General features: G+C 58.0%; 14 protein-coding genes. 13 read left to right on the top strand and 1 reads right to left on the bottom strand.

Translation table 11 applies throughout. The features are described from left to right. Positions 1–327 precede the first annotated feature (327 nt). Entirely contained in the window at positions 328–2,238 is a 1,911-nt protein-coding gene (locus SLW75_RS21545; protein WP_410935399.1) for a sigma-54-dependent Fis family transcriptional regulator, read from the bottom strand. 313 nt (positions 2,239–2,551) lie between these two features. Here SLW75_RS21545 and SLW75_RS21540 point away from each other — a divergent pair, with 313 nt between their 5' ends. The 13 genes from SLW75_RS21540 (at position 2,552) to SLW75_RS21480 (ending at position 18,921) form a co-directional block, all read left to right on the top strand. Continuing rightward, positions 2,552–4,072 (top strand): aldehyde dehydrogenase family protein, encoded by a 1,521-nt coding sequence (locus SLW75_RS21540; protein WP_065988391.1) that lies wholly within the window; start codon positions 2,552–2,554, stop codon positions 4,070–4,072. 369 nt (positions 4,073–4,441) lie between these two features. Then, positions 4,442–5,089, top strand: a complete 648-nt coding sequence (locus SLW75_RS21535) for a DedA family protein (protein WP_065988392.1) — start codon at positions 4,442–4,444, stop codon at positions 5,087–5,089. 4 nt (positions 5,090–5,093) lie between these two features. Next, positions 5,094–5,912 carry a zinc-dependent peptidase gene (locus tag SLW75_RS21530; protein WP_410935398.1) on the top strand — a complete coding sequence of 273 codons (819 nt, stop codon included), beginning with the start codon at positions 5,094–5,096 and terminating at the stop codon, positions 5,910–5,912. A gap of 107 nt (positions 5,913–6,019) precedes the next feature. Beyond that, complete coding sequence (ppa, locus tag SLW75_RS21525) at positions 6,020–6,547, top strand: inorganic diphosphatase (RefSeq protein ID WP_065988394.1); 528 nt, start codon at positions 6,020–6,022, stop codon at positions 6,545–6,547. Between the two features lie 441 nt (positions 6,548–6,988). Further along, a complete protein-coding gene (locus SLW75_RS21520) occupies positions 6,989–7,711 on the top strand; it encodes a helix-turn-helix transcriptional regulator (protein WP_410935397.1) in 723 nt (240 codons plus the stop codon). A 371-nt stretch (positions 7,712–8,082) separates the two neighbouring features. Further along, positions 8,083–8,595: a TIR domain-containing protein gene (locus tag SLW75_RS21515; protein ID WP_410935396.1), complete on the top strand. Its 513-nt coding sequence runs from the start codon at positions 8,083–8,085 to the stop codon at positions 8,593–8,595. Then, entirely contained in the window at positions 8,592–9,443 is an 852-nt protein-coding gene (locus tag SLW75_RS21510) for a macro domain-containing protein (RefSeq protein ID WP_410935395.1), read from the top strand. Before SLW75_RS21515 ends, SLW75_RS21510 begins: the two co-directional genes overlap by 4 nt. Next, entirely contained in the window at positions 9,440–9,880 is a 441-nt protein-coding gene (locus SLW75_RS21505) for an HIT family protein (RefSeq protein WP_410935394.1), read from the top strand. Before SLW75_RS21510 ends, SLW75_RS21505 begins: the two co-directional genes overlap by 4 nt. A 390-nt stretch (positions 9,881–10,270) precedes the next feature. After that, complete coding sequence (locus SLW75_RS21500; protein WP_410935393.1) at positions 10,271–12,247, top strand: N-6 DNA methylase; 1,977 nt, start codon at positions 10,271–10,273, stop codon at positions 12,245–12,247. Beyond that, on the top strand, positions 12,244–13,638 hold the full coding sequence (locus SLW75_RS21495; protein WP_410935392.1) for a restriction endonuclease subunit S: 1,395 nt from the start codon (positions 12,244–12,246) through the stop codon (positions 13,636–13,638). Before SLW75_RS21500 ends, SLW75_RS21495 begins: the two co-directional genes overlap by 4 nt. After that, complete coding sequence (gene rhuM / locus SLW75_RS21490) at positions 13,638–14,654, top strand: RhuM family protein (RefSeq protein ID WP_410935391.1); 1,017 nt, start codon at positions 13,638–13,640, stop codon at positions 14,652–14,654. Before SLW75_RS21495 ends, rhuM begins: the two co-directional genes overlap by 1 nt. Before the next feature lie 48 nt (positions 14,655–14,702). Further along, positions 14,703–17,903 carry a type I restriction endonuclease subunit R gene (locus tag SLW75_RS21485; protein WP_410935390.1) on the top strand — a complete coding sequence of 1,067 codons (3,201 nt, stop codon included), beginning with the start codon at positions 14,703–14,705 and terminating at the stop codon, positions 17,901–17,903. A 97-nt stretch (positions 17,904–18,000) separates the two neighbouring features. After that, a complete protein-coding gene (locus tag SLW75_RS21480; protein ID WP_410935389.1) occupies positions 18,001–18,921 on the top strand; it encodes a restriction endonuclease in 921 nt (306 codons plus the stop codon). Positions 18,922–19,441: the final 520 nt, after the last annotated feature.

The following is a 19,441-nucleotide window of genomic DNA, read 5'->3' as shown; positions in this document are numbered from 1 at the left end:
CGCTTCACCGTAAATTAATCTGTCCCCGTTTCAGACAGTGCCCCCTGCGATGTGACGCCTGGCGCCTTCCCGGCTAAAGCCGGTCCCACTAATTGACCGCGATCCCCCTGTAGCACTGGCTTTAGCCGGTTGAAGGGGACTGATTTATTTACAACGCTTCACCGTAAATTAATCTGTCCCCGTTTCAGACAGGGAAGACGTCAGATCGCACACTGCAGAATTGATGGCGCTCAAACCGGCCTCTTCCCGGCTGAAGCCGGTCCTACATGGGACCGCATGCACACACAGAATTGCGAGCATTCACACCGGTTTCATCCACTCAGAACCTCAGCGGTTGATCCCATGCTTGCGCAGCTTTCTGTACAAAGTATTGCGGCTCACCCCCAATTCCCGGGCGGCGTGGGTCATGTGCCAGCGCTGGGTGTCCAGGGTGGCGATGAGCGCTGCGCGTTCGGCGTCGTCCAGCGGCGAGTGGACCTCATCGGGCTTTGTCGGCGCACTCACCTGCCGAATCGCCGCCGGCAGATCTTCATAACCAATCCGCCCCTCATCACACAGCGCCGCCAGGGTCCGCAGCACGTTGCGCATCTGCCGCACGTTGCCGGGCCAGTTGAAGTCCAGCAGCGCCTGCCTCGCCTTCGCCTCAATCACAATCGAAAGCCCATCCGCCTCTTGCTTCAGCAACAACTCCAGCAACTGCGCCTTATCACTCCGCTCTCTCAACGGCGGCAAGGCGATTTCCAAGCCATTAAGCCGATAAAACAAATCCTCACGAAAGCTGCCGTCCTCCACCCGCTCCAGCAAATTCCGGTGGGTCGCGCTGATCAGTCGTACATCCACCGCTTGCGGCTCGCCGCCAATCGGCACCACCAGCCGGTCTTCCAGTACGCGCAGTAAACGGGTCTGCAAGGCCACCGGCATGTCGCCGATCTCATCCAGAAACAACGTACCGCCATCGGCCTGCTGCAACTTGCCCCGCATGCCCTCCTTGCGCGCACCGGTAAAGCTGCCGCCGCGATAACCGAACAGCTCGCTCTCGATCAGGCTTTCCGGAATGGCCGCGCAGTTCAGCGCCACGAACGGCTTGGCGGAGCGCTGACTCGCCTGATGCACTGCCTTGGCAAACGCCTCCTTGCCAGAGCCGGTTTCACCGTTGATCAGCAACGGCACGTCGCGCTCGAATACCTTCAGCGCCCTGCGGAAATCAGTTTGCAGCGACGCGTCGCCCAGGCAGATGTCGTGCGAAGAAAACGGCACAGCCAACGTGCTGACCACCGGCGCAACAAGGCCCTTCAGCTCGGCACGCGGTTGCCCACGCAATACGGCGAAGAATCCCCGCCCGTCCCGCGTGCGCAGCGGCCAACTGGCGACGGCATCCGGCGAAGCGCGGCCCAGCAGTTCATCCAGCGAGCAGTCAAACAACGATTCCACGCCCTGGCCCACCAGATCGTCACGGCTCAAGCCCAGCAGATTCAGCGCGCTCTGGTTCAGCGCACTGACGCGGCCCTCGCCGTCTAACGCCAACAGCCCCTCGCTGAACAAACCGACTGCACCGGCCTGAAGATGAAAACGCAGGAGCCACTGACCGTCGAAATGACGCAGGAAATAGCTGCTTTCGATCATCTTCGCCGACAGATTCACCAGCGCCATGGTGTGAAACTGGCTCTGGCGGGACACGTCGTGGCGGGCCGAAGAAACGTCCAGCACCGCAAGCAGATCGCCATGGGGATCGAACACCGGGCTCGCGGAACAGGTCAGCCCGGTGTGGCGGCCGCGAAAATGCTCGTCGCGATGGATGGTCACCGACTGACGCTCGACCAGGCAGGTGCCGATGCCATTGGTGCCCTCCCGAGCCTCGCTCCAGTCGGCGCCCAGCCAGAGGCCCGCGCGCTCGAAAATCCGCCGATCGCCAGGCTCGGTAACGCAATTAAGGATTATCCCGCGGGCATCGGTCAGGAGCACCGCACTGCCGCCGGCAAGCTGACGGTGCAGGCTGTTCATCTCGTCGCCGGCGATGGTCAGGACCTGCTGCAACTGCTCGCGACTCTCCAGCACGCGCGCATGTTCCAGCACGGTGGGCGCCATCGCTTGCGCGGGGTCGAGGTGGTAATCCTCCAGGCAGCGCAGCCAGGAGCGGGCAATGGAAGGGTCGGCGCCGGGGCCGTATTGATGGGGGATTTTGCCTTGCGTAACGGTCAGCACTTGTTCGGCGTGGCGCGTCAGGTGATTGCTGTGCATTTTTATTCTTCATCCTGAGCCAGGGCTCTGCGGAGGATTTGCCGATCAGCATCCTCCTCGCCCCGATTCATTGCAATGCTGCGAAAGGCGGGGTCCGCCAAGCTGTCACGCAAAGGGTACAAAGTGTCACCCTTGCCGCCCCGCCGTTGATACACCACTCGGGCATGACCACAGGATTCATCGACAAAACCCCGATAAACCGGGGACCGGACGGCAGTGGCCCGCGCTTTGCTCTACGCTCTAAACATGCGACCTAGTCATGCGCCGCAACGCGTTATCCCCAGACAATCACAAGAGCAAGGAGATATTCACCATGCGTTATGCCCACCCCGGTACTGAAGGCTCAATCGTTACCTTCAAGACCCAGTACGGCAACTACATCGGTGGCGAATTCGTGCCGCCGGTCAAAGGCCAATACTTCGAAAACATTTCGCCGATCACCGGCAAGCTGATCGCAGAATTCCCTCGCTCCACCGCCGAAGACATCGACAAAGCCCTCGACGCCGCCCATGCCGCGGCCGATGCGTGGGGTAAAACCTCGGTGCAGGAACGCTCGCTGACCCTGCTGAAAATCGCTGACCGCATCGAACAGAACCTGGAATTGCTGGCCGTCACCGAGACTTGGGACAACGGCAAAGCCGTGCGCGAAACCCTCAACGCGGACATCCCCCTGGCAGTCGACCACTTCCGTTATTTCGCCGGCGTGCTGCGTGCCCAGGAAGGCTCCGCTGCGGAGATCGACGGCAACACCGTGGCGTATCACATTCACGAGCCGCTGGGCGTGGTCGGGCAGATCATCCCGTGGAACTTCCCGCTGCTGATGGCCGCCTGGAAACTCGCGCCCGCCCTCGCCGCCGGTAACTGCATCGTCCTCAAACCCGCCGAGCAAACGCCGCTGGGCATCACCGTGCTGATGGAGCTGATCGGCGATCTGCTGCCCAAAGGCGTACTCAACGTGGTGCAGGGTTATGGCCGCGAAGCCGGTGAAGCGCTGGCCAGCAGCAAGCGTATCGCCAAGATCGCTTTCACCGGTTCGACGCCGGTGGGTTCGCACATCATGAAACTGGCGGCCGACAGCATCATTCCGTCCACCGTGGAACTGGGCGGCAAGTCGCCGAACATCTTCTTCGAAGACATCATGCAGGCCGAGCCGGAGTTCATCGACAAAGCCGCTGAAGGCGTGGTGCTGGCGTTCTTCAACCAGGGCGAAGTCTGCACCTGCCCGTCCCGCTGCCTGGTTCAGGAATCGATCTACCCGCAGTTCATGGAAGTCGTGATGAAGAAGGTCCTGAAGATCCAGCGCGGCGATCCGCTGGACACCGACACCATGGTCGGTGCGCAGGCGTCGCAGCAGCAGTTCGACAAGATTCTTTCGTACCTCGAAATCGCCCAGGGCGAAGGCGCCGAATTGCTGACCGGCGGCAAGGTCGAGAAGCTCGAGGGCTCGCTGGCAACCGGTTATTACATCCAGCCGACGCTGCTGAAAGGCAACAACAAGATGCGCGTGTTCCAGGAAGAAATCTTCGGCCCGGTGGTCAGCGTGACCACCTTCAAGGACGAAGCGGAAGCCCTGGCCATCGCCAACGACACCGAGTTTGGCCTGGGTGCCGGCGTCTGGACCCGCGACATCAATCGCGCCTATCGCGTGGGCCGCGCAATCAAGGCCGGTCGCGTCTGGACCAACTGCTATCACCTGTACCCGGCCCATGCTGCCTTCGGCGGCTACAAGAAATCCGGCGTCGGGCGTGAAACCCACAAGGTCGCGCTCGAGCACTATCAGCAGACCAAGAACCTGCTGGTGAGCTACGACATCAACCCGCTGGGCTTCTTTTGATTTAGCGTAAACGAGCGACAAGCAACGGCCTCTTCGGAGGCCGTTTTTGTTGGCAGATAGCGACTATGCACCCTGTAGGAGCGTGGCTTGTCCCGCGATCTGGCGCGCAGCGGCAGCAATCCGGCCAATGCGGGCTATCCATAATCGCGCGGCGGCAGGTTTACGACTGCTTCGCAGCCGATCGCGGGACAAGCCACGCTCCTACCGGTTCGTACCCGCCGCTGACACGTAGCAGACGCAAACCCTGCGGGAGTGAAAGGGGGCGGCATGTCGAGCGCCATAATTGCATTGCATGCCTCTATAATGCCGCGCACATTTCCCCTCTTCGCCCCGCACGACCCGGATCGGGTCTCAAAACCAGGTGCCTACATGGATTTCAATCCGCTTGATCTTATTCTTCATCTCGACGTTTACCTCGACCTGCTTGTGACCCAATACGGCACCTGGGTTTACGCGATCCTGTTCCTGGTGATCTTTTGCGAAACCGGCCTGGTGGTCATGCCTTTCCTGCCAGGCGATTCGCTGCTGTTCATCGCGGGCGCCGTCGCCGCCGGTGGCGGCATGGACCCGGTGTTGCTGGCGTGCCTGCTGATGGCAGCGGCGATACTCGGTGACAGCACCAACTACATCATCGGCCGCACGGCCGGCGACAAGCTGTTCAGCAACCCGAATTCGAAAATCTTCCGTCGCGATTACCTGACCAAAACCCAGGAATTCTACGGTCGCCACGGCGGCAAGACCGTCACCCTCGCGCGCTTCCTGCCGATCATCCGCACCTTCGCGCCGTTCGTGGCGGGGCTCGGCCGCATGCCTTACCTGCGTTTTCTCGGTTTTAGCGTGCTGGGCTCGGTGCTGTGGGTCGGCGGGCTGGTCACTTTGGGCTTCTTCTTCGGCAATATCCCGTTCATCAAGAAGAACCTCACGCTGCTGGTGCTGGCGATCATTCTGATCTCGCTGCTGCCGATGATCATCGGCCTGATCCGCAGCCGCGCAGGTCGCTCCGCCGAGGCGCGCTGAGGCCATGTGGTCGTTCCGGGAATGGCGCAAACGGCGCACGCTGGCCCGCCATCCGGTCGATCCGCAACTGTGGGAGCGCGTACGCCAGCGCTTGCCAATCCTCGACGGGCTGACGGCCGATGAGGACCGCTACTTGCTCGACAGTTGCGTGCTGTTCCTGCAGGCCAAACACTTGACCGCGCTGGAAGGGGTCGGGCTGGATGATGAATCGCGGCTGTTTCTCGCTGCTCAGGCGCAACTGCCGTTGCTCGCCCTGGGCGATCTGAACTGGTACCAGGGTTTTCACGAAATCATCCTCTATGGCGACGATTTCATCAGCCCGCAACGCCATCGCGACGCCAGCGGCATCGAGCATGAATGGGACGGCGAGCACAGCGGCGAAGCGTGGTCCCAGGGCCCGGTGATTCTGGCCTGGCCCGGTGTGCTGACCAGCGGCGGGTGGGAAGCCTACAACCTGGTGATCCACGAACTGGCGCACAAGCTGGACATGCTCAACGGCGAAGCGAACGGTCTGCCGCCGCTGCACCCCGACATGCGCGTCAGTGACTGGGCCAGCGCCATGCAGAGCGCGTACGACGATCTCAATCGGCAACTCGACGCCAACCCGGACGCCGAGACCGCCATCGATCCTTATGCCGCAGAAAACCCCGCCGAGTTTTTCGCGGTCATCAGCGAATACTTCTTCAGCGCCCCGGATTTGCTCGTCGAGGCCTATCCCGCCGTCTACGGGCAGCTGAAAGCGTTCTATCGGCAGGATCCGTTGGCGCGGCTGACGGCACTTCAGCACGACAACCCTGTCTATCAGGCTCAACACGACGCCTGAAGCCCGCCGTCACGCATGGCAACGCTTCAGGAATGTGCCTATAATCCGGGCCACTTTTTGGCGTTGCATGCCAGATTCTGAATGGTCAACCAAGGGGGCAAAGCCCAATGAGCTACAGCAAGATTCCGGCCGGTAAAGACCTGCCGAATGACATCTACGTCGCAATCGAGATCCCGGCCAACCACGCGCCGATCAAGTACGAAATCGACAAAGAAAGCGACTGCCTTTTCGTTGACCGTTTCATGGCCACCCCGATGTTCTACCCGGCCAACTACGGTTTCATCCCCAACACACTGGCTGACGACGGCGACCCCCTCGACGTGCTGGTCGTGACCCCTTATCCGGTCACCCCGGGTTCCGTGATTCGCGCCCGTCCGGTTGGCGTGCTGAACATGACCGACGACGGCGGCGGCGATGCCAAAGTCATCGCAGTCCCCCACGACAAGCTGTCCCAGCTGTACGTGGACGTGAAGGAATACACCGATCTGCCGCCTCTGCTGATCCAGCAGATCGAGCACTTCTTCGCGAACTACAAAGACCTCGAAAAAGGCAAATGGGTGAAGATCGAAGGTTGGGCTGGCGCTGACGCCGCTCGCGAAGCGATCACCAAATCGGTAGCGGCCTACAAGGGCTGATCCGGTTGCGCCCCGCCGAAGCGCTCGCCGCTTCGACGGGGCCACCTTTTACCCGCACGTCCCCGCCTCCTGCTTTTTGACCCCCCCTCCTCCGTACATCCCGCTTTTTTTTCGTCCTCTGTCGTTACGCAAATGTTTAAAACTCGCCTCGTGCACACAGAGTGTTTAATTGCGTCGTATGATTTTCTTCTTTGAACACGATCGGGCGTTTGAAACTTCTCTGGCAGCCGCTTTAATCAGGCCCCTGTGTCCGTTAATCGCCCAAGCCCAAGAAGGACAACGGTTTCAGCCATTGTTGACGCAAACGAAAACATTGAAAGAAACGGCCTACAAAAACAGCCGAAAGTTGTAATCCTTACATTCACGCCCAGGCATGACGGCGTGCTCATTTGAACACTTCGTTCATTTAAACGAGCTTCAACCCGCCGTAAACTTCGGCCCATGAATACATCAGGTGATCGACTGCGCGGCCTTTTGCGAGAGTGCCATCTCTCCGCAACAGACTTTGCCGCCAACCGAAAGGTTACGCCGCAACACGTGAACAACTGGTTCAAGCGCGGCATCCCCATGGCGCGCATTGAAGAAGTCGCTGAACTGCTGAGCGTCAACGCGCGCTGGCTGCGCAGTGGCGAGGGACCCAAGCACCCTGGACACGATCAGAACACTGGCCAGAAGGCAGAGACTCAACCACCCCGGCCCGAGCGAAACGTGCGCGAAGAACTGGAAATGCCGGTCTACACCGAACTGGAGACGCAAAGCTCCGGCCGGACCGCGGTGGCCGAAATCCATAACCACAAAGTGCGCTTGTCCCGGCGCGTGCTCGAAACCATGGACGTTGAGCTGCACAACGCGATCTGCGTGGCGATGGTCGGCAACAGCATGGCGGACAAGATCCAGGACGGTTCGCTGATCGGCATTGATCGCGGGCGCGTGCAGATCATTGATGGCGAAATGTACGCCCTCGAACACGACGGCATGCTGCGGGTGAAATACCTGTATCGCCTGCCGGGCGGCGGGTTGCGTCTGCGCAGCCATAATTGCGCCGAGTACCCGGACGAGATTTTCAGTGCCGAACAGGTGCAGGCCCAGCACATTCAGATTCTGGGATGGATCTTCTGGTGGTCGACGCTCAACAACCGCCGCCATCCGGCAACGTTGCGGTGAGGTGCGCAATGAGCGTGTTTCGGAACTGGGCAGACGCGAACAACATGGGTATCCTGCACGCCTTCGTTTCAGCACCCGTCAGCCACACGCGGATGGGTGATCGACCTGGCACCGTCTCCGCGACCTGCCCGGTCTACCTGACAAGCGCCTCCTCGCAGCGCGCACTTTTGCGGACGGGTGCGGTTAGCCAAAAACTAATCAAACCCGTCACCGAGAAGCCGGCCACAAGCCGGCTTTTTAACTCCCCATGAATATGTCGCACCGCTAACCCACGCGGCGCTTCCGCGCGCGCGTTAATCGGCAATCAATGGACTGAGCGCCTCAACCAACGAAGCGAACAACCGCCTTCGTTTCACTACAGGAAGTTCATCATGAGTTACCGCAACAAGACTTACATCGCGTTCGCCAGTGAAGACATCAAACATTACTGGCTGATGAAAGCCTGGAAGCAGAACGAGAATATCGACTTCGACTTTTTCAATGCCCATGACTTGTTCGAGGCGCGGGACAGCAGTTCGCCAGAGACTATCAAACGCCGACTGCGTGAACGCCTGAACAACACCAAGCAAGTCATCTTTCTCGGCAGCGAAGATGGCCGTCACAAAGGCGGCGACGGGGATTCGTTTCTTGCTTATGAAATCGAGGTCATTCTCGAACTCGATCTTCCGATCGTCATCGCCAATCTCTGCCAGAGCAGAAACATCGTCATGGACAACATTCCCCAGCCGCTCATCGATCAAAAACACTTCAGCGTTTCGGTTTCTTTCCAGCCGAAAATCATTCAGTACGCGCTGGACAACTACGTCGACGGCTACGCGAAGAGCGAGATGCAGGGTCCCCATCGGTATGTAGGCAGAATCTACGACGAGTTGGGCCTGCAATGACCATTCTTCAGGACATGCAAACGTGGCGCTTCTGGCGCCACTTCCTGGTGGCGTTGTTCGCCTGCGTCGGCGGACTGTCGACGATCATGCAGACCTTCAACGTCATTTACCCTGGCAGCCACGCGATGGAAGGCTTCGGCATCCTGATAGCGATCATCGTGGCGTCTGTTTCCGTTGCGCTTTTCAAAGCATGGCCGCGCCCGATTGCCGAGGAATACAACGCGCCGAAAACGCGGATCACCATCGTGCCCGGCGACCTTCTTAAGGAAGACGGCCATCTGGTGATCGGCACCAATGACACCTTCGACACGGAAACGCCGAACATCATTGCCACCTCCAGCCTGCAGGGCCAGGCATTGCAGGTGCTCTACGGCGGCGACCTGAAAGAACTTGATCGTCATCTGGACGACGCCCTGGTCAACACGCCCTGCGTCGGCACACTCAACAAGCCAGGGAAGCACGTGCAATACGGCGTCGGCACCATCGCCACGCTCAAGCACGCGCACCGGCTGATCTTCTTCCTGGCCTACTGCGAAATGGACGCCCAGAACGTCGCGCGCTCCACGCCGGACAAAGTGTGGAAGGGCTTGCTCGCGCTGTGGGCCGAAGTGTCCCGGCGCGGCAACGGCGGGACGATCTCGATCCCGGTGATCGGCGGCGGACAGGCGCGACTGTCCAGCGTGTTGCCCGCCCAGGACGCCATCCGCTTTACCCTGCTGTCATTCATGTTCGCCTCCCGCAACTCGAAGGTCTGCGACGAACTGCGCATCGTCGTCCGCCCCGACGACTACCGAAAACTTGATCGGCTGGAACTGCAGTCGTTCCTCTCGTCATTGAGGTCATCATGAGCAGGGAAACAAGCCTCGACCTGCCGGACAACCCCGACTGCGCGTTCTGCGCGTACCTGAAAGGCAAACGGCCCTACACCATCCTCTCCTGCACGACGCACACCGCGACGTTCGTGACCCGCGAACAACGGGGCCATCCGCACGTGCTGGTGCTGCCCCAACGCCACGTGCCTTCGTTGCTGGAAATGAGCGACGAGGAGGTGGCGGCGGTGGCGGTTGAAGTGCGCAATGCCGCGAGGCTGATTGAAAAGGCGTATGGGAAAACCGGGATTGCGGTTTGGCAGAACAACGGCGTGCCGGCGGGCCAGGCGATCGGGCATGTGCACTTTCATGTGGCGGGGACGTTGCCGGGTGGGGGGACGGAGTTTGGAGAGGTGAAGGAGATATCGGTGATGGAGACGGATGAGATTGCGCGGCGGTTGCTGGAGGCGAGGTAGACCATCGCCCCAGCGTCGGCGACTTTCATTTCCGCACACTTTTGAACAACCCCCAGAACAGCGATTTCGCGTTTCGCACGTCTGGGACCAAACCAAGAAAAATGTAGGGGTATGGATCTTTCAGTGTTGCGCGGGCCCGGTTCGGATCTGGTGGTCTGTTTGGGCAGCAGCCTGCTGCCCAATTGTCTTGGACTTACTAGAAACCCCGTGCAGGGGCATCAACGGCTCTGCGCTAGGAAAATGCGAATTCGGAAACCATGAAGCAGTCTCGCTGCCACTTTCGGACCTCTCATTCTAAGGAAACCATGTCGCTATTGGGATCGCCTGTGACATGCAAGCAGTCCGGCGGGTTAGACTTCGCTCTTTTTGAACACCCTTAGGAACAGCTGCGTGAATACGGAAAATCATACTCAGACGGCCGCGTTTCTCTGGTCGATTGCCGACCTGCTTCGTGGTGACTTCAAGCAGTCCCAGTACGGGCGCATCATTCTGCCCTTCACGCTGCTGCGTCGAATGGAGTGCGTGCTCGCGCCAACCAAGGAAGAGGTGATCAAGCAGACCTTCGCTCAAGAAGGCCGTCCAGATACCGTCCGCGAAATGATTTTGCTGCGTTCATCCGGCCACCAATTTTTTAATGCCTCGCCGCTGACCCTAGGAACCTTGTCAGATACGCAGACCGCCTCGGACTTGATGAATTACGTGCAGGCCTTCAGCAAAGACGCCCGCGAGATTTTCGAGCACTTTCACTTCGAAGACTTCGTTCAGCAACTGGGCAGCGCCAACCTGCTCTATCAGGTCGTGCAACGGTTTGCGGCCACCGATTTGAGCCCTGAGCGAATCAGTAACTTTGGCATGGGTATCATTTTTGAAGAGCTGATCCGCAAGTTTGCGGAGAGCTCCAATGAAACCGCCGGGGAGCACTTTACCCCAAGAGACATCGTGCACCTCACCACCTCGCTGGTTATCACCGATCAGGACCACAAGCTCGCGCCCAACAGCATCGTCACCATCTATGACCCAACGGCGGGTACGGGTGGTTTCCTCTCTGAAGGGGACGAGTACATCCAGTCCATTAGTGAAAAGGTCAGCGTTTCGCTGCATGGCCAGGAGCTGAACCCGGAGTCTTACGCCATCTGCAAAGCGGACATGTTGATCAAGGGGCAGGATGTGGCCAGCATCAAGCTTGGCAACACCCTGTCCAACGACCAATTGGCCAACAAACACTTCGACTTCATGCTAAGCAACCCGCCGTTCGGCGTGGAATGGAAGAAGGTGCAAAAGCAGATCACCGACGAGCACAGCCATAAGGGATTTGACGGTCGCTTTGGCCCCGGCCTGCCGCGCGTGTCCGACGGCTCGTTGCTCTTCCTCCTGCATTTGGTCAGCAAGATGCGTGACCCGCGTGAAGGTGGCTCGCGGATTGGCATCATTCTAAACGGCTCGCCGCTGTTCACCGGCGGTGCGGGCTCGGGTGAGTCGGAGATTCGCCGCTACCTGCTGCAGAACGATCTGGTTGAGGCCATCGTCGCGTTGCCGACGGACATGTTCTACAACACCGGCATCGCCACCTACGTTTGGATACTCAGCAACAACAAGGCCGCCGCTCGCCAGGGCAAGGTGCAGTTGATCGACGGCAGCCAGCATTCCGCCAAAATGCGCAAGTCGCTGGGCAGCAAACGCCAGTACATCACTGACGATCAAATCAACGAACTGGTGCGCCTTTATGGCGGTTTCGAGCAAACCGCGCAGAGCAAGATTTTCCCCATCGATGCCTTCGGCTACCGCCGCATCACAGTCGAACGCCCGCTGCGTCTGAACTTCCAAACCAGTGCCGAGCGCATGGCCAAGGTGCTGGAAGAAAAAGCCATCGAGAAACTCGACAGCGCCGCTCAGAAGCAGCTAATTACCGCCCTACAAACGATGGACGCCAACCAACTGCATCGCAACCGCGAGCAGTTCAGCAAATGCCTGAAAAAAAGCCTGACCGCGCACGGATTGAATCTCAGCACTCCAGAGCTTAAAGCCCTGCTCAATGCCCTGAGCGAGCGCGACCCTGAGGCGGATATATGCACGACCAAGGGCCAGCCAGAAGCAGACGCTGGCCTGCGCGACAACGAGAACGTGCCATTGGGTGAGTCGGTGTACGACTACTTCAAGCGAGAGGTTATCCCGCATGTGCCGGACGCCTGGATCGACGAAAGCAAAACCGACGCGCAGGACGGCGAGGTCGGCATCGTCGGCTTCGAGATCCCCTTTAATCGTCACTTCTACGTATTCCAGCCTCCGCGCCAATTGGCTGAAATTGACCGCGATCTGAAAGCTTGTACTGACCGCATTAAGCAGATGATTGAGGGGCTGTCGGCATGAGCTTTTCGGCGTATCCAGCTTACAAGGACTCCGGCGTTGAGTGGCTGGGTAAGACTCCGCAGCATTGGTCGGTTTACTCACTTAAACGTACGGTGGATGGATGCGTAAACGGCTTGTGGGGCGATGAGCCTGATGGCGAGAATGATATTGCAGTCATCCGAGTTGCTGACTTCCAGCGGTCTTCTTCGACTGTTGGACTAGATAAGCTGACCTACCGGAGCATCACGACTAAAGAAAGACAGTCGCGACTGATCAAGTCAGGTGATTTGCTGATCGAGAAGTCCGGGGGCGGAGAGAAAACGCTGGTGGGCTGTGTCGTTTTGTTCGCACATGACTTTGACGCCATCACCTCAAACTTCGTGGCAAGAATGCGACCGCTCGCGGATTTCGATAGCCAGTTTCTTTGTTATGCCTTCGGCAATCTTTACGACGGCCGGGTTAACTACCCTTCGGTGAAGCAGGTTACTGGTATCCAGAATCTTGATGCTGAGTCCTACTTGCAGGAACGGTTTTGCTTCCCAACTCGGGCAGAACAAACCCATATCGCCCGCTTCCTCGACCACGAGACCGCCCGCATCGACGCGCTGATCGAAGAGCAGCATCGCCTGATCGCACTACTCAAGGAAAAGCGCCAGGCCGTGATTTCCCACGCCGTCACCAAAGGCCTCGACCCTACGGTACCGATGAAAGATTCAGGCGTGGAGTGGCTAGGTAAGGTGCCGGCGCATTGGGTTGTTTCTCGCGTAAAGAATATCGCCTCATTCATCACATCTGGCCCACGTGGGTGGTCAGATTATATTGATGAAGCAGGTGAAGACACTTTTCTCCAAAGTGGAGATATGGACAATCGCTTGAATGTTCTGTTTAACAAAGCCAAGCGAATCAGAACGCCGGAAGGTGCTGAAGGAGTAAGGACGCGCCTCCAAGATGGCGATGTAGTTGTCTGCATTACCGGAGCAAATACCGGTCGTGTGGCCGTGCTGGAGACAGTAGGGCAGGCTGCATATGTCAATCAGCATCTTGGACTTATCCGGCCTGATCTGCTTGCGTGTAAATCTCGATATCTCGGATATGCGCTGTCTTCATCCGCCTGTCAGACTTACTTCAACGTTGAACAGTATGGCCTAAAGGAAGGGCTCAGTCTTACGCATATTGCTGAAGCGCCTCTAATGGTGCCTCCGCTTGCCGAGCAGGTTAAGTTGATTGAGGCGCTAGAAAATCAACTTGGAAATCTTGACGGGCTTACAGCAGATTCTGAAATGACAGTTGAGTTGCTCCAAGAACGCCGCTCCGCACTAATCTCGGCCGCAGTCACCGGCAAGATCGACGTGCGCGGCTGGAAGCCACCAACCAGCGCTCTATCCCCTGAATTAGAAGAAGAGGCCGTGTAATGGCGGACAGCAAGGAAGCGCCATACCAGCCGGGCATTATCCAGCAGGTTCAGCTATTTACCTCAGCCGATGGTCAGGCGCAGCTGCAGGTCGCGCTGGAGCACGAAACCGTCTGGCTGAGCCTGCAGCAATTGACTGAGCTGTTTGCGCGAGACAAATCGGTTATCTCGCGCCACCTGAAAAACATCTTTGATAGCAGCGAGTTGCAACGTGAGGCAGTTGTTGCAAAAAAGGCAACAACTGCCGCTGACGGGAAAACCTATCAAGTTGAGTACTTCAACCTCGATGCCATCATTTCGGTGGGTTACCGGGTGAGTTCGGCACGCGCGACCCAATTCCGTCAGTGGGCAACCTCCGTGCTCAAGCAGCATCTGGTCGCGGGTTACACCCTCAACCAGCGCCGTCTGGCGGAGCGCGGTATCGAGTTTGAGCAGGCGGTGAGCCTATTGTCGCGCACGCTGGCGAACCAACAATTGGTCACTGATCAAGGGCGCGCGGTGGTGCAGGTGATCAGCGACTACGCCCGTAGCTGGAGCCTGCTGCAAGGGTACGACGAGCAAAGCCTGCAGGAGCAGAGCGCACGGCAGACTGATATGCGCGCCTTGGCGCTAGATGATGTACTGGCCGCCATCGCGCAGTTGAAGGCCACGCTAATGGCCAAGGGCGAAGCAACCGAGCTGTTCGGCCAACTGCGCGGTGAAGGACTGGCCTCGGCCATTGCCACCATCGAGCAGGGCTTTGGTGATGCATGGTTTTACCCCAACGTCGCCAGCCGGGCAGCACACCTGCTGTATTTCGTCATCAAAAATCACCCGTTGGCCGATGGCAACAAACGCAGTGGTTCGTTTTTATTTTTGTGGTACTTGCAACTGAACCAGCACTTGCTGGCGCGGCCGGTGGAGCAATTGATCAACGACAACACTTTGGTGGCGTTGGCATTGCTGGTGGCCGAGAGCCTGCCCGAGCAGAAAGAATTGATGGTGAGGCTGGTTGAACATTTTGTGCTGCTGAAATAGCCCATAAATAATGACAGGCATGCTGCCAAGCAAGGAGTAGAACGCGTAATGGCGGATAGCAAGGAATATCAATTCCAGCAGGACATTATCGGCGCCCTGGCCGCCCAAGGCTGGCTAGTCGGCACCGCCAGCGGTTACAACCGCCAAACAGCGCTGTACACCGAAGATGTGCTGGGCTACTTCAAGGACGCCTGGCCGGATCGCTGGGACAAGTTCGCCAAGGCCAACCCGAATAACCCTGACGGCGTACTGGTACAGAAGCTGGTGCGCGAGTTGGAGCAAAGCGGCACGCTCGACGTGCTGCGCCATGGCTTTAAGCTCCCTGCGGTGAAGGTCGAGCTTTGCAGCTTCCAGCCCGACCACAGCATGAATCCGGATACCCTGAGGCGCTACCACTGTAACCGCCTGCGCGTGGTGCCGGAGGTCTCTTACTCACCGCATTCTCGCGATGATGGCAACAGTGGGCACAGCTACAACCCACGTCTGGATTTGGTGCTATTCGTCAACGGAATCCCCACCGCCACGCTGGAGCTGAAAAGCGAGTTCAAGCAGTCCGTAGAAAACGCCAAGCGCCAGTACCGTGACGACCGCCCGGTAAAAGATCCACTCACGCGCAAGCCAGAGCCATTGCTGACTTTCAAGCGCGGCGCGCTGGTGCATTTTGCCGTGGGGCAAAATGAAGTGGCGATGACCACCAAATTGGCGGGTAAAGATACTTTCTTCCTGCCTTTCAACCTGGGCAGCGAGGAAGGTGGTGCTGGCAACCCAATGCCCGCCGACGACAGTCAGTACGCAACGAGTTACTTGTGGCAACGCCTGTTGCAGCCCGATGCCTGGCTTAAAGTTCTGGGGCGTTTTCTGCACTTGGACAAAAAAACCAGTGAAGGCTTCGACGGCACGCTGGTTACCAAAGAGACGATGATCTTCCCGCGTTACCACCAATGGGAGGTGGTCAACAAACTCATTGAAACCACCCATGCCGAAGGACCGGGCAAGCGCTATCTGATCCAGCACAGCGCTGGTTCCGGCAAATCGAACTCCATTGCCTGGACTGCACACCAACTAGCCTCGATGTACAGCGCGGATGGGCAGCGGCTTTTCAACTCGGTGATCGTCGTCACAGACCGCACAGTGCTGGACAGCCAGCTTCAAAATACGATTTACCAGTTCGAACACGCTCAGGGCGTGGTCAAGCCGATCAGCCGTGACATTGGTAGCCAGAGTAAGTCCGAACAACTGGCAGAGGCGCTGGCCGAGCAGACCCGCATCATCATCGTCACGATCCAGACTTTCCCGGCGTTGTTCGATGCACTGGACAAGTACCCCAAGCTGGCCAGCGGACGTTATGCGGTCATTGCTGACGAGGCGCATTCTTCGCAAACCGGTTCATCGGCCAGCAAGCTGAAACAGATCCTCGGTAGCGATGCACTGGACGCCGAGGAAGTCAGTGCAGAAGAGCTGATGGACGCCGCCGTCCAAGCGCGCCAACCCAATGAGCGCATCAGCTACTACGCTTTCACCGCCACGCCAAAGGCCAAGACCCTGGAGTTGTTCGGGCGCCCTGCCGATTCGACATTGCCGCCCAGCTCCAGCAACAAGCCAGAGCCGTTTCACCTGTACTCCATGCGTCAGGCCATCGAGGAAGGTTTCATCCTCGACGTGCTGCGCAACTACACCACTTACAGCACCGCCTGGAAGATTGCCCACCCGGATGGCGAAGATGATGAGGTGGACAGCAAAAAGGCGCGCATCAAACTCGCCCGATGGGTCCGTTTGCACCCCTACAACATCAGCCAAAAGGTTGAAGTGATCGTCGAGCATTTCCGCGCCAATATTCGTGGCCTGCTCAATGGACAGGCCAAGGCCATGGTAGTCACCAGCAGCCGGCAGGAAGCAGTGCGCTATCAGATGGCGGTGAAAGCTTACGTGCAGCAGATGGGCTATGGCGACGTGCACCCGCTGGTGGCGTTCTCTGGCAGTGTGCTGCCGGATTCGGTGATTCCCGAAGAAGTGACGGAGAACAGCAGTCTGCTGAATACCGGCCTGAATGGCCGCGACTTGGCTGACGCTTTCGACACGCAAGACTTCAACGTGATGATTGCGGCCAACAAATATCAGACCGGCTTTGATCAGCCAAAGCTTTGCGCCATGTACGTGGACAAAAAGCTACAGGGCGTGGACTGCGTACAGACACTGTCACGACTCAACCGCACATTCGGTGACGGCAAGCAGACCTTCATCCTCGACTTCTTCAACGAGCCTCAGGACATTCTCGACGCCTTCCTGCCGTACTACACGAAGGCAGAGCTGATCGATGTCACTGATCCGCAGATCATTTATGACCTGCAGAAGAAGTTGGATGCCGAGGGTATCTATCACTGGCAGGAGGTCGAGGCATTCGCCATGGCGTTCTTCGATCCGAAGGCGGCCGCAAGCAAGCTCAGTTACTACTGCGCGCCCGCAAAGGAACGTTTTGCCAAGCGCTACGCCCTCTCGGTGGAAGCGCGTCAACTGGCCCTGGACTTCAAGCGCACAGCCGAAGTTAACGGTGACAGCAGTGGCGTGAAAAAAGCCGAGCACGCGTTGAAAGAGGCCGGCGAGCAGGTCGATCAACTCGACCTGTTCCGCAAGAACCTGCAAAGCTTTGTCCGACTGTACGAATTTCTGTTTCAGATCGTGCCGTACGAAGATCGCGAACTTGAGCAGCTATGCGTTTACGCCAAGCATCTGCATCCACTGCTGCGCGTGGATCGCTTGCAGCAAGACGACGTGGACGTGGGCGAGCTGCAGCTGAGTCACTACCGACTGAGCAAGCGCGCTGAGCATCAGTTACGTCTGGGTGAGGAAAGTGGTGAGTACGGGATTAAACCTGGAAGCGATGTAGGAAGCGGTAAACCAAACGATCCGGAAAAGAAGCGACTGTCGGAAATCATCGATGCGCTGAACGACATCTTCGGTGCTGAGGTCAGCGACGATGACCAACTGCAGTTCCTGACTGGCATTGCCCAACGGATCAGTCGTCAAGAAGACGTGATGGCTCAAGTGAACAACCACTCGGTGGATCAAGTGATGCACGGCCTGTTTCCCAAGCGAGTGCTGGATACTGTGTTGGACGCCATGACCGACCACGAAAAGCTGTCGCTTGAAGTGTTGGATAACGAGACGAAGAGCCGAGCGTTTGCGCTAGTGATTCTGAAAATGCTGAAATCGGCTGGATTGGATGCGGGCGACTTCCGTGGCACTTCCTAACCCGCAAAGGCTTGAGGCGGGCGATCCAGCGGAAGCTTGAGGATGCGTTAAATCGATCGCCATCGCTCACTACATTCACTTTGCACAAGGATGCGCCATGTCAGTCCCAACCTATGACCTCTTTATTGAGCCGATCTTGCGTTTTCTGGCTACCAAACCCGATGGAGCGCCTGCGAAAGACGCCCATGAGTCTGCGGCGCAAAGGTTGCAGTTGACCCTGGAGCAACGCGAAGAGCTGATCGCAAGTGGTCAAGCCACTTATAAAAATCGCTCGGGCTGGGCACATGATCGGCTCAAGCGCGCGGGGCTTTCCAGTAGCGCTAAGCACGGATACTGGAAGTTAACTGAGGCAGGCGTCGCTTATGCAAAGGAGCACCCGGCACCGTTGCCCCCATCAGAAGTGGAACACTTAGCCATTGGCTATATGAATGTGAAACTTAAGGTTGCCCCAGATGCAGCCCCGCTTGATGACGTAACGCTCGTTTCCCCTGAGATAACGTCAGCGACCGTCAGCCCGGATGATCGGCTTGAGCAAGCTCTTCAGGAGTTGCGGGCCGCCACCGCTGCAAACCTTCTGGACAACCTGCTGCAAGTCAGTCCAAACCGCTTCGAAGTCATCGTTCTGGATGTGCTTCACCAGCTGGGTTACGGCGCAAGCCGCAACGATCTTCAACGCGTAGGCGGCTCGGGCGACGCCGGGATTGATGGCATCATCTCGTTGGATAAGCTGGGATTGGAGAAGGTTTACGTTCAGGCCAAGCGCTGGCAAAACACGGTTGGCCGCCCTGAGCTACAAGCATTCTACGGGGCACTCGCTGGGCAAAAAGCAAAACGCGGGGTATTCATCACGACCTCCGGTTTTACGGCGCAGGCTGTGGATTTTGCTAAGTCAGTAGAAGGAATCGTGCTGGTGGACGGTACGCGGTTGGTGCACCTGATGATGGATCACGAGGTGGGTGTAACTTCGCGACTGTTGCGGTTGCCAGCGTTGGATCGGGACTATTTTGATGAGGAATAGCGCGCCCCCGCATTTGGTCAGCAGCGTGCTGACCAAATGGGGAGGTTTGGCACGTGAGGGCCAAACTGATGCAGCTAGGAGCAGGGGTGGTCAATAATCTGGATGAGCTGAAACCATGGCTTTATGAGTAATGTGACGGACTTGCGTCCTCGACGATTGGGTGAGGTGCGCGAGGGCTCAATCAACTTTACGAAATCAATTTTATTACTACAACTCGCAAAGCGTTTCCGCCTGATTGAGGACTCACTGCGCAGCCTCCCCTGCTAAATGGGGCAGGCACCTGTTTGCGCAAAATCCGTTGCACCGGAGCAGCCGACCGCTAAAGATTTCTTAGTAGTTCACCGTGAAGGAGCCAGGTATTCGCGTGCATCGGCTGAAGATGGGTTAGTCATACCCATCGAGCAAAATCCCCTGCGCTCGGGACCGACCAAGTATTCGATACTATTAAACGAAGAAAAACATCGTTCCACTTCTGCCTGATTTTTCCATACGAGCGTTCACGCACTGAGACTGGAACAGC

It is taken from the genome of Pseudomonas sp. W5-01, from assembly GCF_046540435.1.
In the GTDB taxonomy this organism is placed as follows: Bacteria; Pseudomonadota; Gammaproteobacteria; order Pseudomonadales; family Pseudomonadaceae; genus Aquipseudomonas; species Aquipseudomonas graminis_B.
This window is presented reverse-complemented; position numbering and strand designations above follow the sequence as displayed.